Genomic DNA, 13,822 nt, shown 5'->3' with positions numbered 1-13,822 from the left:
CCCGATGGATAAGCAACGCGATTTTGTCCTCCGCACGATTGAAGAGCGTGGAGTCAAATTCATTCGACTATGGTTTACCGATGTAGCCGGAACGTTGAAGTCGGTTGCAATCGCACCTGCTGAGGTCGAGGGCGCTTTTGCCGAAGGTCTTGGCTTCGATGGCTCTGCTATTGAGGGCCTTGCTCGTACTTATGAGGCTGACATGTTGGCTCAGCCCGACCCGAGCACTTTCCAGATTCTCCCTTGGCGTGGCGAGATTGATCCGACTGCTCGCATGTTCTGCGACATTCAAACCCCGGATGGTAAACCTGCCGCAGCTGACCCGCGAAACGTTCTGAGACGAGCACTGGCTAAAGCCTCAGACCTCGGATTTTCGTTCTACATTCACCCGGAGATTGAGTTCTACCTACTAAAGTCAACTCAACTTGATGCCAATGGCGAGCCGGTTCCGGTTGATAACGCAGGCTACTTCGACAACGTTCCAGGCGGTACAGCGCATGATTTCCGTCGTCGTGCTGTTTCAATGCTTGAGCAACTGGGTATCTCTGTTGAATTCAGCCACCACGAAGGCGGGCCTGGCCAAAATGAAATTGATCTTCGCTATGCCGATGCCCTAACCATGGCCGATAACATCATGACCTTTAGAACAGTGATTAAAGAGGTGGCAATCGAGCAGGGTGTCTACGCGACCTTTATGCCAAAGCCTTTCACTCAACACCCAGGCTCAGGCATGCACACTCACATGTCCCTCTTCGAAGGGGATACAAACGCTTTCTTCGACCCGAGCGCTCAATATCACCTCTCGAAGACCGCAAAGCACTTCATCGCCGGTCTGTTGCGTCATGCGCCTGAGATCACTGCGGTTACTAACCAGTACGTCAACTCATACAAGCGCCTGTGGGGCGGCGGTGAGGCTCCTAGCTTCGTTTGCTGGGGTCACAATAACCGTTCAGCACTGATTCGCGTGCCACTGTATAAGCCAAACAAAGGCAACAGCTCAAGAATCGAATATCGTGCCATTGATTCAGCGGCGAACCCGTACTTGGCTTACGCGCTACTGCTAAACGCAGGCCTGAAGGGTATCGAAGAAGAATACGCACTTCCGTCTGAGACCGAAGACAACGTTTGGGGTCTGAACGACGCTGAGCGCAGGGCGATGGGTATCCAGCCACTTCCTCAGTCACTCGATCACGCCATTCGCAAACTCGAAGAGTCAGAACTCGTTGCCGAGACTTTGGGTGAAGAAGTGTTTAGCTACGTTCTTGCCAACAAGCGTCGTGAGTGGAGTGCTTACCGCGCTCAGGTCACTCCATACGAACTGAAGCAGAACCTAGAAACACTCTAGGATAAGCCATCGTGGCGAATCGCGACCTGGGGCTATCTGAGTTAGCCAGATTCGGCTTTGTCGATCTTGGTTCTACTATGGCCAAGTTAGACCAATTGGTTAAATTGGTTGGTGACCCGGGTCGTTCCGCCTTGGCTGCGCTTGGAGCAACCGCCGACCCAGATCAAGCATTGAACGCGCTGCTTTTTCTGGCGGAGTCGAACACAGCAAAGATAAAAGCTTTGTTGAAGAAAGATGATTCAGCCAGAAGACTTTGCCTTCTCTTAGGTGCATCCTCGGCATTCACCGATTTTCTGATGCGGCACCCAAGTCAGCTCGATGTATTTGAAAAGCCGGCACCTTCGCTGACAACTGCAGCGCAAATGCTTGATTCGATTTGCACCTCGGTCACGACATCAATTTCTAGCGGCGCCGACACGCAGTCCATTTGGAATGCGCTTCGAATTGCCTATCGTCGTGAATTGTTGAAAATTGCGATTTTTGACCTTTGCCAATCTGACGTTGAAGCTGGATTACCGACTGTTGCCGCCGCTCTTGCTGACGTAGCAGCCGCCGCGATTGAAGCCGGAATCGTTGTTGCTAGACACGAATTGAAATCGTCCACCGACTTTGGCGTATTTAGCGAGTTCGAGGTCGACAACACTGCTTTCGCTGTAATTGCGATGGGTAAATGCGGAGCGCGCGAACTCAACTACATCAGCGATGTAGACGTAATTTACGTTGCCAACACTAAATCTGATGATTTGGAATCTCACCGAGCTGTAGAGGTAGCGACCAAACTGGCAACTCGCATGATGCGAGCAATGGATGGAACCGCTACTGAGCCGATGCTTTGGCAAGTTGACCCAAATCTGCGCCCAGAGGGCAAATCAGGCGCACTCGTGCGCACACTTGAATCTCACGTGGCTTATTACGATCGTTGGGCGCAGTCTTGGGAGTTTCAAGCCTTGCTCAAGGCCAGACCTCTTGCCGGTGACCTCGATTTAGGTCACGCATACGTCGATGCCTTGAGCCCAAAGGTTTGGGCTTCTGCCATGCGTGAGAATTTCGTCGAATCAGTTCAAAAAATGCGTGAGCGCGTCACTGACTACATTCCTGCGAATGAAATTGATTTGCAAATCAAACTTGGTCCCGGCGGTCTTCGCGACATCGAGTTCACTGTTCAGTTATTGCAATTGGTTCACGGCCGTACCGATGAATCAGTGCGTCAGCGAGACACAATTTCGGCAATCAATGCATTGGCCAACGGCGGCTACGTGAGTCGCTCAGATGCCCAACAATTTGCCAAGCACTATAAATTCCTAAGGTTAATTGAGCATCGCATTCAACTCTCTGAAATGCGTCGAACCCACTTGATGCCTACTTCTGAATCTAAGCGACGTGCCTTGGCGCGTGCCTTGAATCTAAAGTTTCATGCCGAAGATCTCATTCAAAAGTGGGAGTCGGTGAAGCTTGAGGTTAGAGCGCTTCACCAAAGCATTTTCTACCGGCCTTTGCTTTCGGCTGTTTCAAAGCTTGACAACGACAGTCTTTCGCTTTCAGATGCTCAGGTTCAGGATCGCCTTCACGCGATTGGATTCTCAGACCCCAAGGGTGCCCTGGAGCAAATCGCAGCTCTGACAGCAGGTTTGTCGCGTCGTGCTGCGATTCAGAAGCAGCTATTGCCTGTGTTGATCCAGTGGTTCTCCGAAGGCTCAGACCCTGATGCCGCACTTCTGGCTTTTAGGCGTTTGAGTGAAGACCTCGGTGATTCGCCCTGGTACCTAAAGATGTTGCGCGACAGCACGGGCGCTGCAGAGCGCATGACCCAGGTGCTTTCTAACAGTCGCCTTGCCACCAACTTGTTCGAGCGCATACCCGAGGCTGCGGCTTGGTTTGAGAAGTCTGAAGACTTGCTGCCAATTACCAAGAACGCACTAACCGTTGAGTTCGAAGCCATTGTCTCGCGTCAGAGCCTGTTAGAGCCGGCCGCCAAGGCTATCCGTGGAATTAGACGCCGTGAGACGCTTCGACTCGCCATGGGGGCTGTCTTGGGCGATTTGACTATCGATCAGGTCTCTACAGGGCTGAGTGATTTGACCGACGCTTACCTGAAGGCAATGTTGGATGCGGCGCTCCAGCTTGAGGGGCTAGATATTTCTACCGATGACCTCAATGCGGTTCTTGATCTGGGAATCATAGCTATGGGTCGTTTTGGGGGAGAAGAACTTGGTTTCGGCTCTGACGCCGATGTCATGTTTGTCTACAAAGCCAAGGATGGCGTTGCCGTCGACACAGCCCAAAGAGTTGCTGCCCGCGCAATCAACGAACTAAAGCTCTTGGTTAAAGACTCGCTTCTTGAATTTGAATTAGACCTAGATCTTCGCCCCGAGGGTAAGAATGGTCCATCGGTGCGCTCATTGGAGTCGTACGCTGCTTACTACAAACGTTGGGCCAACACCTGGGAGGCCCAGGCTCTCCTTCGCGCCCGAGTGATTGCTGGTAGCGATGAGCTTCGTGACGAGTTCGTTGCTCTCATCAACGAGTACCGTTATCCAAAAGAATTGCCAAACCAGGCCGTCATCGAGATTCGCCGAATCAAGGCCAGAGTCGAGACCGAGCGTCTGCCGCAGGGTGCCGACCCTAAGCGTCACCTCAAACTTGGCCGCGGTTCGCTAAGTGATGTTGAGTGGTTGGTTCAGCTGCTACAGATGCAACATGGCAACGAGCATCCGATTATTCGAACCCCGCAGACTCTCGCCGCACTAAAGGCCTGCGTAAGCGTTGGAGTTATTGCTGATCACGACGCCCGAGTTCTTGAAGAGGCCTGGATTCTGGCTTCTAGAGTGCGTTCGGCCAGCGTTCTGTGGGCCAATAAGCGCACGGATGTACTGCCAGTTGATCGAAAGCAACTCGATGGCATTGCTCGGATTCTCGAGTATCCAAGAGGCTCTGCTGCTCAACTTGAGCAGGATTACCTTTCGCACACCCGCCGGGCTCGTGCAGTATTCGAGCGCATCTTCTACGGGTTCATTTCTGATGCCGACTAACTAGATTCTTTAAAATAAAAAAAGACCCCGCCTTTCGACGGGGTCTTTTCAATTCGGAAATTAGCAACCGAAGTAAAGCTCGAACTCGTAAGGGTGAGGACGAAGAGCAAGTGGCTTGATCTCGTGCTCGCGCTTGTAGTTGATCCAGTTCTCGATTAGGTCCTTAGTGAACACGCCACCCTCTAGAAGGTAGTCGTGGTCGGCCTCTAGGGCCTTTAGAACATCCTCAAGGTTGCCTGGAACCTGTGGGATTAGCGCTGCTTCGTCAGCAGGCAATTCGTAAAGGTCTTTGTCAACTGGCTCGTGTGGCTCGATGCGGTTCTTGATGCCATCGATACCTGCCATAAGCATTGCTGCGAACGCTAGGTATGGGTTCGATGAGGCGTCAGGAGCACGGAACTCGATGCGCTTTGCCTTCGGGTTGGTACCGGTCATCGGGATGCGGATGGCAGCCGAACGGTTACCTGCTGAGTAAACAAGGTTTACTGGAGCCTCGAAGCCTGGAACTAGACGGTGGTAGCTGTTCACAGTTGGGTTGGTGAAAGCAAGAAGCGATGGAGCGTGCTTCAAGATACCACCGATGTACCAACGTGCTAGGTCTGAAAGACCGCCGTAACCTGACTCGTCGTAGAACAAAGGCTTGCCTTCCTTCCACAATGACATGTGAACGTGCATACCTGAACCGTTGTCACCAAATAGTGGCTTCGGCATGAAGGTAGCGGTCTTTCCCCAACGCTCAGCAACGTTCTTGACGATGTACTTGAACTTCAAGATGTCGTCAGCTGATGAAAGTAGGGTGTCAAACTTGTAGTTGATCTCGCCCTGACCTGCAGTACCAACTTCGTGGTGGCTGCGCTCAACCTCTAGGCCAACAGCAAGTAGCTCTGACACGATGTCATCGCGCATGTCTGCGTGCTTGTCAGTTGGAGTTACAGGGAAGTAACCGCCCTTGTAAGGGGTCTTGTTTGCTAGGTTTCCGCCAGCCTCTTCGCGACCTGAGTTCCAAGCAGCCTCATCTGAATCGATGAAGTGCATTGAGCCGTTCTGCTTGTACTCGTAGCGAACGTCATCAAAGATGAAGAACTCTGCTTCTGGAGCGAAGAATGCGGTGTCTGCAATGCCAGTGGTGGCTAGGTAAGCCTGTGCCTTCTTGGCGGTCTGACGTGGGTCGCGACCGTAGATCTCGCCGTTACGTGGGTTGTAAACGTCGAAGATCATTACAAGAGTCTTCTGAGCGCGGAATGCGTCCAGGTAAGCGGTGGTGACATCTGGAATCAACTGCATGTCTGATTCGTTGATTGATGCAAAGCCACGGATAGATGAACCATCGAACAGCTGACCGTCGATGAAGAACTGCTCATCGATCATCGCTGCTGGAAGGTTGAAGTGCTGCTGCACACCTGGTAGGTCGGTGAATCGTACGTCAAGGAACTTTACGTCGTTATCCTTGATGAACTTGACTACCTCAGAGGCGGTCTTGAACATAGGGGGTATCCCTTCAGAAGGTGGATGGTGGTTACTGGCACGTCATTAAGCCATCCCGAAAAGTCTAACCGAGAGCGCCCTTGATACTGACTCAAACAATGTTTCAGCCATGTAAAACTTTGACTAGGCTCGAGGCATGTCTAATGCACAGAACTGGGCCGGCAAGGCGCTCGGTCTTCCTCAAAATGGCTCCGGGTCACTAGCCAAATTCCCGCGAAGATTGTTAGCTCTGGTTATTGACTGGGGGGTTGCGTTGCTTATCTCAACGGCGTTTTTTGCGAGCGACAATTCAGCGACACTATTGATTTTTGCTGGCATGCAATTCATCTTGGTGTTGACTCTGGGCGCATCTTTTGGCCATCGAATCACTGGGATGAAAGTTCGCAAAGTTGATGGGTCGAGAGTTGGGCTTGTATCCTCGGCGTTCCGAGTCGGCTTGATCCTTCTGGTTTTGCCGGCCGTTATCTGGGATAACGACAACCGTGGCCTACATGACAAGGCTGCCGGCACCGTTCTCATTCGGGCATAGGTAAAAACCCCGACCAAGTGGCCGGGGCTTTCAAAAAATTAACCTCGTTGTTGGCGAACCTTGCGAGGGTCAATTCCCTTTGGAATTGGGATGTTCATTCCGAGCGAAGCTAGTCGCTTATCTACCGCAGCGACTTCAGCGCGGCTCAAGGCTTTCTTCATCTTGTAGAGGGTCTTAGTGACTTCATAGATGCGAATCGAGCCTTCATCCTTGCCTACGAAGACTGCGGTAATCGGGGCGCCTGTTGCGATTCGAGAGATCTTTTTGCGTTCGTCCTCAAGCAATGCCTGGGCACGGTGACGCGAACCCTCACCGATGAGAACAATTCCACCTGGGCCAACTGCTCGGTAAACAGCGTCACCAGACTTAGCGTTGAAAGCAACCGGCATGGCTGCACCTCGCCAATTGCGACGCAAGCCATTGCTCAGCACAGCGCCAACAGCGCCTTGCTGGTCTTCGATTTGGCGGTAGGCCATGCGTTCTGCCTTGCGTGACATTACAACCATTGCGAGCATTACACCCAGCACCAAAGCTGCAATGCTTGAGAGCACAAAGTTTGTGACGTTGCCTGGAGCAGTCAAAACTGAAAGTAGGAGTGAGGCTGCAACAACACCGACAAAAGCCAATGCTGCCCAAAGGGTCGAGGTTTTGTCAGACTTCGCAGTCATTTTGTAAACACGCATCATCTGCGCGAATTGACCCGGTTGTTTTGTTGATTTGTCTTTTTTAGCCATTATGAAAGCCTATCAATCGGTACTAGTGAGATGCCTGACCGAATCCACTTTGTGCAGCAGCTTCGGCTAGATGTTTCAGGTGGTCTGGTACTTCTCGGCCCTTTTTGCTCATGGTTTGTGCCCAGAGGCGCCCGGCGCGGTAAGAGCTTCTTACCAATGGGCCCGAAAGCACTCCCAAAAAGCCAATTTCTTCCGCCTCTTCAGCCATCTCGGCAAACTCCACCGGCTTTACCCATCTTGAAACTGGATGGTGTTTAGGCGTAGGGCGCAGATATTGAGTGATGGTCAGAATATCCGTGCCGGCATCGTGAAGGTCTTGCATAGCCTGAGAAATCTCTTCGCGAGTTTCGCCCATTCCAAGAATCAAATTCGACTTGGTGACCAAACCATAATTTCTAGCCTGAGTGATCACATCCAAGGATCTGTCGTATCTAAAGGCTGGGCGAATTTCTTTAAAAATGCGTGGCACTGTTTCAACGTTGTGAGCAAAAACTTCTGGCCGGGCGTCAAACACTTTGCCAAGCAAATCTGGGTTGCCAGAGAAATCTGGCACGAGAATCTCGACTCCGGTGCCCGGCGATGCCTTGTGAATTTGTCTGATGGTTTCGGCATAGAGCCAGGCGCCTTCGTCTGGCAGGTCATCTCGAGCTACACCTGTGACAGTTGCGTAGCGCAATTCCATTTGCTTCACAGAATCACCAACACGTCGAGGTTCGTCCGGATCGAAGTTATCAGGTTTTCCGGTGTCGATCTGGCAGAAGTCGCAGCGGCGGGTGCACTGTGAACCACCAATTAGGAATGTTGCCTCGCGATCTTCCCAGCACTCGAAGATGTTCGGGCAGCCAGCCTCCTGGCAAACGGTGTGAAGATTTTCGCCCTTCACCAATTTTTGCAAAGCCTGGTATTCAGGCCCCATGTTTGCCGTGGTTTTGATCCACTCTGGTTTTTTCTCGATAGGTACAGAAGCGTTTCTAGCTTCGATGCGAAGGAGCTTGCGCTCTGGTTTCAGTTCGGTCATTTTGCGACCTTGCCAATCTCTTTTAGGTTCTTTTGGATAACTTCGGCCGCCATTGCGGTGGTGATCTCTTTGCCAAGCAACTCGGTCAGAGTGCTGGTTTTAGCGTCACGGATGCCGCAGGCAACAATGGCGTCATAAGGTTCAAGCGAGTTATTGCAATTTAGGGCAAAGCCGTGCATCGTGGTGTGCTCGGCAACTCTAATTCCAATTGCAGCAACCTTTACAAAGGTGTCGCCAACCGGCGCCCAGACGCCGCTTCGCCCTTCAACACGCACGGTTTCAAGGCCAAATTCACGGATGCTGTCAATCAGAACCTGCTCCAGCCACCTCACATAACCGACTACGTCGATGGGGCGAGGTAGTTGCATGATGGGGTAGCCAACCAGTTGCCCAGGGCCATGCCAGGTAATCTTTCCACCTCGGTCAACATCGATTACCGGTGTGCCGTCAGTTGGGCGTTCAGAGTCTTCGGTGCGCTTACCCGCGGTGAACACACTTGAGTGTTCAAGCAAAATCACTGTGTCAGGAAGCTCGCCGCTAGCCACTTTTGCGTGGATATTCCTTTGGAATTCCCACGCATCTTCGTATCCAATGAATTTTGGATCGAGACCGGCGATAAGGAATTCTGGCATGACTCAAGTCTAAGCAATCCACAGATGTCACAAATTCCCGTTCTTTACACAAAAGTGTTCAAGCCGTGATGAGTGTCTAGCAATAGGCGTTTGATAAACAAGTGAAAATCAAGAAACCGCGTTTTCGACGAGCAGACCTAAGGCGACTATGCGTCCGTCATCGCCCTGGTGGTTGGCGCTTGGGTGACGATATGTTTGCCCAAACTCCCAAACGAATTCGCTCGAATTGGGTGTTTCAAGTTCAGTCGGCCTTTGCGCCCGAGATTTGTCCGATTCAAAGCACAGATGGGAGGGTCTTCCTATTGCAAAAAATTGCGGAGGCCAGGCCTAGTCGCAATGTCCGTTCGCGAGTGGCACTGTTGGTTTGTTCTGCTCTAGCAGCGGGTCTAGTGGCAGTTATCCTGTCAGCCTTTTTGTCCCAATCTGAATTAGCCGAGTCAACTGAACATTCTTCCCGTGAAATAGTGAATCAGGTTTCACCCTGTGATGAGGCAAAATCGGCTTCTCTAGATCGCATCTCTGAAATTGCAGCCGGTGAGCAAGTTGAAACCAGGGTTCTGGCCGAGATAGGTGGTTTGCAGCACGTTTTACTCAAAATCAAATGTGTCGGCGAGGCGAACTTGAACCTCGAGGTTTATAGAGTGTCACGCGAAGGTGCCTGGAAGATAACAAAGGTCCTCCAGTCGAATAAACAACTGGAGGACCTTGGTAAGTAGCTTTTATAGACCTAGTACTGAATCGAAGTTAGCTTCTTCTAGTCGAGCCTTTACGTCAACCAAGAATCGGCTTGCATCGGCGCCATCGACCAGACGGTGGTCGTATGAAAGCGCCAAATAAACCATGCTTCGAATTGATATAGCGTCTTGGCCATTTGCGTCGGTCACTACAGCAGCGCGCTTGGTTACAACACCGGTTCCCAAAATTGCTACCTGAGGCAGGAATACAACTGGGGTGTCAAACAAAGCACCTCGTGAACCAGTGTTGGTCAGTGTAAAGGTGCCGCCACCAAGCTCATCTGGCTTCAACTGGTTAGCGCGGGTGCGTCCAGCCAGATCAGCAATCTGCTGAGCAATCTGCATGATGTTAAGTGTTGAAGCGTCACGGATTACTGGAGTGAGCAGACCCTTTTCAGTGTCAACCGCAAAAGAAATGTTTTCAGTACCGTGGTAGACGATGTTCTCGCCATCGATTGTTGCGTTTAGTTTCGGGTGAACACGCAGTGCCTCTGCAGCAGCAAGTGCAAAGAACGGCATGAAGTTCAACTTGCCGCCAGATTTTGCTACGAACTGAGTCTGCACGCGCTGGCGCAACTGAGCGATCTTGGTAACGTCTACTTCAACAACAGTGGTTAGTTGTGCTGTAGACACCATCGATGCAACTGCACGCTCAGCAAGCACCTTACGGAGACGAGACATCGGCTCGGTGGTGCCTCGCAGAGGTGATGCGGCTCCCGGAACGAAGGTTGATTGAGCCGGTGCGCTTGCAACAGGCGCTGCTACAGGAGTGTTTGAAGCTGCGATTACGTCATCCTTGCGGATTCGGCCACCAACGCCGGTGCCAGCGATCTGTGACAGATCAATGCCGGTCTCTTGAGCCAATTTGCGAACTAGGGGAGTCACATAGCCAGCATCAACAGAGCCGGTGGTTGCAACGGGGGTGGCAACTGGGGTAGCCGCTGCTGGAGTAACGGGTGCAACAGCTGGTGCTGCCGCCGCAGGCGGAATGTATGCCGGAGCCGCAGGTGCGGCAACGGGAGCAGGAGCTACCACTGGCGCCGGAGCAACAGGAGCCTCAACAACAGGAGCCGGGTTGGCTTCAACAGTCGGGGTTGGAGCACTTGAACCTGCACCTGAACCATCACCAATAATGACCAAGACAGCGCCGACCTGAACGGTCTCGTCTTCTTGAACCAAGATTTGTTCAATTACGCCTGCAACAGGCGAAGGAATTTCGGTATCGACTTTGTCGGTAGAAACCTCAACCAGTGGTTCGTCGACAGCTACAGAGTCGCCTACCTTCTTTAGCCAACGGGTTACAGTGCCCTCGGTAACGCTCTCGCCAAGTGCCGGCAGTACTACTGATTCGCTCATTCTGATGCTCCTTGTGAAATCTTTTACGCGTGTGCGTGTAGAGGTTTGCCGGCGATAGCTAGGTGAGCTTCGCCGATGGCTTCGTTCATGGTTGGGTGTGCGTGAATCAAAGATGCAACATCCTCTGGGTACGCCTCCCAGTTAACGATCAATTGTGCTTCGCCGATCTGCTCGCCAACACGTGAACCAATCATGTGTACTCCGATGATCGGGCCATCGTTCTTGCGAATCAGTTTGATGAATCCCGCAGTTCCAAGAATCTGGCTCTTGCCGTTTCCGCCAAGGTTGTACTCGTAGGTTGAGATGTTTTCTGCACCGAAAGTCTCAGCAGCCTTAGCCTCAGTTAGACCAACTGAGGCAATCTCAGGCTCACAGTAGGTAACCTTCGGAATTCCGTTTTCATCAATAACGGCTGGCTTCAAGCCAGCAATTTCCTCGGCGATGAAAATACCCTGTTGGAAGCCTCGGTGTGCCAGCTGCAAACCAGGAACAATGTCGCCAGCAGCGTAGACGCCCGGGATGTTGGTCTGCAGGCGATCATTGGTTAGTACATAGCCACGGTCCATTTGGATACCCTGCTCTTCGTAACCGAGGCCTGCAGTGTTTGGGCCGCGACCGACGGCAACCAAAAGCACCTCGGCCTCTAGCTTTTCGCCGCTTTCAAGGCTTACTACGACACCGTGTTCGTGCTGCTCGACGCCAGAGAAACGCACACCGGTCTTGAAGTCAATGCCGCGCTTGCGGAATGCACGTTCGAGAGCCTTGCTTACAGCAGCGTCTTCATTTGGAACCAAGCTTGGTAGACCCTCGACGATGGTCACCTCGGCACCGAATGACTTCCAGATAGAAGCGAACTCAACGCCGATAACGCCGCCACCCAAGACGATGACCTTGTTCGGAACAAAATTCAATTGCAAAGCGTGCTCTGAGGTGATTACTCGGCCACCGATTTCTAGACCAGGCAAGCTGCGGCTGTATGAGCCAGAGGCCAAAACGATGTTCTCGCCTGTGTAGTTGTCGCCGTTTACCTGAATGGTCTTTGGCCCAACCAGGCGCCCTTCGCCAGATACAACGGTGATGCTCTTCGAGTTGACTAGTCCGGTGAGGCCCTTGAATAGACGATCAACAATGGTGTTGCGGTAAGCGTTGACCGCTGGCATGTCGATTGCACCGAAAGTTGACTGCACACCGTAGGTTGCTGACTCCTTTACAGTGTCTGCAACCTCTGCTGAGTGAAGAAGTGCTTTGGTGGGGATACATCCGCGGTGAAGGCAGGTGCCACCAAGTTTGTCTTTCTCGATTAGCGCAACGCTTTTGCCCAATTGAGCCGAACGAAGTGCAGCTGCATAGCCACCGCTTCCTCCACCAAGGATTACAACGTCAAAGTTGTGGTCAGCCACTTAATTACTCCCTCTAAAGGTTCGCCAATACCTTCAAACTTTACTATGTTTTAGCGTTTACTCGAACTTGATTGATTCTCGGCAAGGCGAACCAAAGTGCGCACCATCGTGCCGGTTGCTCCCTTTGGTGTGTAGCCATAAGCCGCACCTGAATTATCCGAAGGTCCAGCAATATCTAGGTGCGCCCAAGCGATTTTCTTAGATTTGTCGGTTTTCTGTGGGCCAATGAACTCTTGCAAGAAGTGTCCACCTACCAGCATTCCTCCGGCACGGTTGCCAATTTTGACGTTAGCAATATCGGCGATATCTGAGTCGAGTAGAGGTCTTAGCTCGTCAGCTAGTGGCATGTGCCAGACCAGCTCACCCGTAGAAGCAGCTGCCTTTTCTACCAGCTCAACTGCTATCTGATCGCCCATTAATCCGGCGTAACGGTTGCCAAGAGCAATAGTCGCGGCTCCAGTAAGAGTCGCAACATCGACAATCAGGTCTGGAAACTCTTCACTTGCCATCGAGAGGCCGTCGGCGAGCACTAGGCGACCTTCGGCGTCGGTGTTGAGCACCTCAATGGTCTTTCCATTTCTAGCGCGAATTACGTCATTAGGTCGAACCGCCGTACCAGAAGGCATGTTTTCAGCTAGGCACATCCATGCGGTGACTTTGGTGTTTATTTTGAGAGCTGCAATGGTTCTAACTGCATTCAGAACAGTTGCGGCGCCAGTCATGTCGTATTTCATGCCAACCATGGATTCCGCCGGCTTCAGGCTAAGACCGCCTGAGTCAAAAGTTATTCCCTTGCCAACCAATGCAATATGTTTCTTTGCTCCAGCGGGGGAGTACGAGATTTTTACGAGTCGTGGCGGACGACTTGAACCTGCACCCACGGCAGAGATTCCACCAAGGCCATCTTTGACCAGGGCCTTTTCATCCCAAACTTTGATCTTGAGGCCGGCGGACTTTGCAACGGCCGCAGCTTCGGTTGCAAACGAAGCAGGGAATAGTTCATTAGGTGCTCGATTGACTAGGTCTCGCGAGTGCTTGACTGCCGTTGAGATAACTTCGTTTTTTTGAACGGATTCTCGACCCAATTTCAGTTTTGACACGAATACGAGAGATTTGTTTCGATTCGTCGACTTCTGGGCACGGTATTCATCGAAGCTGTAGCTTCCCAGTGAAAAGCCAAGGTGCAGGGCCTCCATTTGAGCTTCAGACTTGGTGTCTAGATCGAAAACTACGCGCTCGAATTTTTGGGCTTTTCTTGCAATAGTTCCGCCGACCTCGCGCAAGATTTGATCGTTCAATTCGCCATTGCCAAGCCCTATAAAAGCCCTAGTTGACCCAGCTGATCCGGGAACCAGCGTGACAGACTCTTTCTTTGCGTTGACGCCTACGTTTTCAAGGGCCTTGAGATCGATACCTAGCGCGCTTGGATCGCCTGAAGTTAGAGACAACTTGCCTTCGTTATCGGCAATGCCAATTACAAGAAGCGTGTTGGCGTTCAGAGTGGGAATTGATGTGGCAGTAGAAACCTTTATTAAAGACATACGCCAATGCTAAACGGCT

At 51.9% G+C, this 13,822-nt stretch carries 11 protein-coding genes; 4 read left to right on the top strand and 7 right to left on the bottom strand.

Translation table 11 applies throughout. The features are described from left to right. Positions 1–4 precede the first annotated feature (4 nt). Both glnA (Q0L26_RS01175) and Q0L26_RS01170 read left to right on the top strand, forming a co-directional pair. Positions 5–1,345 carry a type I glutamate--ammonia ligase gene (gene glnA / locus Q0L26_RS01175; protein WP_296646282.1) on the top strand — a complete coding sequence of 447 codons (1,341 nt, stop codon included), beginning with the start codon at positions 5–7 and terminating at the stop codon, positions 1,343–1,345. Positions 1,346–1,356: 11 nt separating this feature from the next. Then, positions 1,357–4,374 (top strand): bifunctional [glutamine synthetase] adenylyltransferase/[glutamine synthetase]-adenylyl-L-tyrosine phosphorylase, encoded by a 3,018-nt coding sequence (locus Q0L26_RS01170; protein WP_296646280.1) that lies wholly within the window; start codon positions 1,357–1,359, stop codon positions 4,372–4,374. Between the two features lie 60 nt (positions 4,375–4,434). Here Q0L26_RS01170 and glnA (Q0L26_RS01165) read toward each other — a convergent pair whose 3' ends face one another. Next, the gene (glnA, locus tag Q0L26_RS01165) at positions 4,435–5,859 is read right to left on the bottom strand and encodes a type I glutamate--ammonia ligase (protein ID WP_296646278.1); all 1,425 of its coding nucleotides are present in this window, start codon (positions 5,857–5,859) and stop codon (positions 4,435–4,437) included. Between the two features lie 136 nt (positions 5,860–5,995). Here glnA (Q0L26_RS01165) and Q0L26_RS01160 point away from each other — a divergent pair, with 136 nt between their 5' ends. After that, on the top strand, positions 5,996–6,388 hold the full coding sequence (locus Q0L26_RS01160) for an RDD family protein (RefSeq protein ID WP_296646276.1): 393 nt from the start codon (positions 5,996–5,998) through the stop codon (positions 6,386–6,388). A 38-nt stretch (positions 6,389–6,426) separates the two neighbouring features. Here the strand turns inward: Q0L26_RS01160 and Q0L26_RS01155 are convergent, their stop codons facing one another. From Q0L26_RS01155 to lipB, 3 genes are read right to left on the bottom strand one after another with little or no spacing between them, the layout of a single operon-like run. Next, complete coding sequence (locus Q0L26_RS01155) at positions 6,427–7,122, bottom strand: DUF4191 domain-containing protein (RefSeq protein ID WP_296646275.1); 696 nt, start codon at positions 7,120–7,122, stop codon at positions 6,427–6,429. 22 nt (positions 7,123–7,144) lie between these two features. Next, positions 7,145–8,140: a lipoyl synthase gene (gene lipA / locus Q0L26_RS01150; protein ID WP_296646273.1), complete on the bottom strand. Its 996-nt coding sequence runs from the start codon at positions 8,138–8,140 to the stop codon at positions 7,145–7,147. Continuing rightward, the gene (lipB, locus tag Q0L26_RS01145) at positions 8,137–8,772 is read right to left on the bottom strand and encodes a lipoyl(octanoyl) transferase LipB (RefSeq protein WP_296646272.1); all 636 of its coding nucleotides are present in this window, start codon (positions 8,770–8,772) and stop codon (positions 8,137–8,139) included. Before lipB ends, lipA begins: the two co-directional genes overlap by 4 nt. A gap of 389 nt (positions 8,773–9,161) precedes the next feature. Between lipB and Q0L26_RS01140 the strand changes: the two genes are divergently transcribed. Further along, positions 9,162–9,488, top strand: a complete 327-nt coding sequence (locus tag Q0L26_RS01140; protein WP_296646269.1) for a hypothetical protein — start codon at positions 9,162–9,164, stop codon at positions 9,486–9,488. Positions 9,489–9,491: 3 nt separating this feature from the next. On the opposite strand, the gene sucB is transcribed toward Q0L26_RS01140, so the two are convergent. Genes sucB through Q0L26_RS01125 form a run of 3 tightly spaced genes read right to left on the bottom strand, consistent with a single transcriptional unit; the run spans position 9,492 to position 13,803 of the window. Continuing rightward, positions 9,492–10,862: a 2-oxoglutarate dehydrogenase, E2 component, dihydrolipoamide succinyltransferase gene (gene sucB, locus Q0L26_RS01135; protein WP_296646268.1), complete on the bottom strand. Its 1,371-nt coding sequence runs from the start codon at positions 10,860–10,862 to the stop codon at positions 9,492–9,494. A 23-nt stretch (positions 10,863–10,885) separates the two neighbouring features. Further along, positions 10,886–12,262: a dihydrolipoyl dehydrogenase gene (gene lpdA / locus Q0L26_RS01130; RefSeq protein WP_296646265.1), complete on the bottom strand. Its 1,377-nt coding sequence runs from the start codon at positions 12,260–12,262 to the stop codon at positions 10,886–10,888. A 50-nt stretch (positions 12,263–12,312) separates the two neighbouring features. Then, complete coding sequence (locus Q0L26_RS01125; RefSeq protein ID WP_296646264.1) at positions 12,313–13,803, bottom strand: leucyl aminopeptidase; 1,491 nt, start codon at positions 13,801–13,803, stop codon at positions 12,313–12,315. Positions 13,804–13,822 lie beyond the last annotated feature (19 nt).

Source organism: Rhodoluna sp. (assembly GCF_024641065.1).
In the GTDB taxonomy this organism is placed as follows: Bacteria; Actinomycetota; Actinomycetes; order Actinomycetales; family Microbacteriaceae; genus Rhodoluna.
This window is presented reverse-complemented; position numbering and strand designations above follow the sequence as displayed.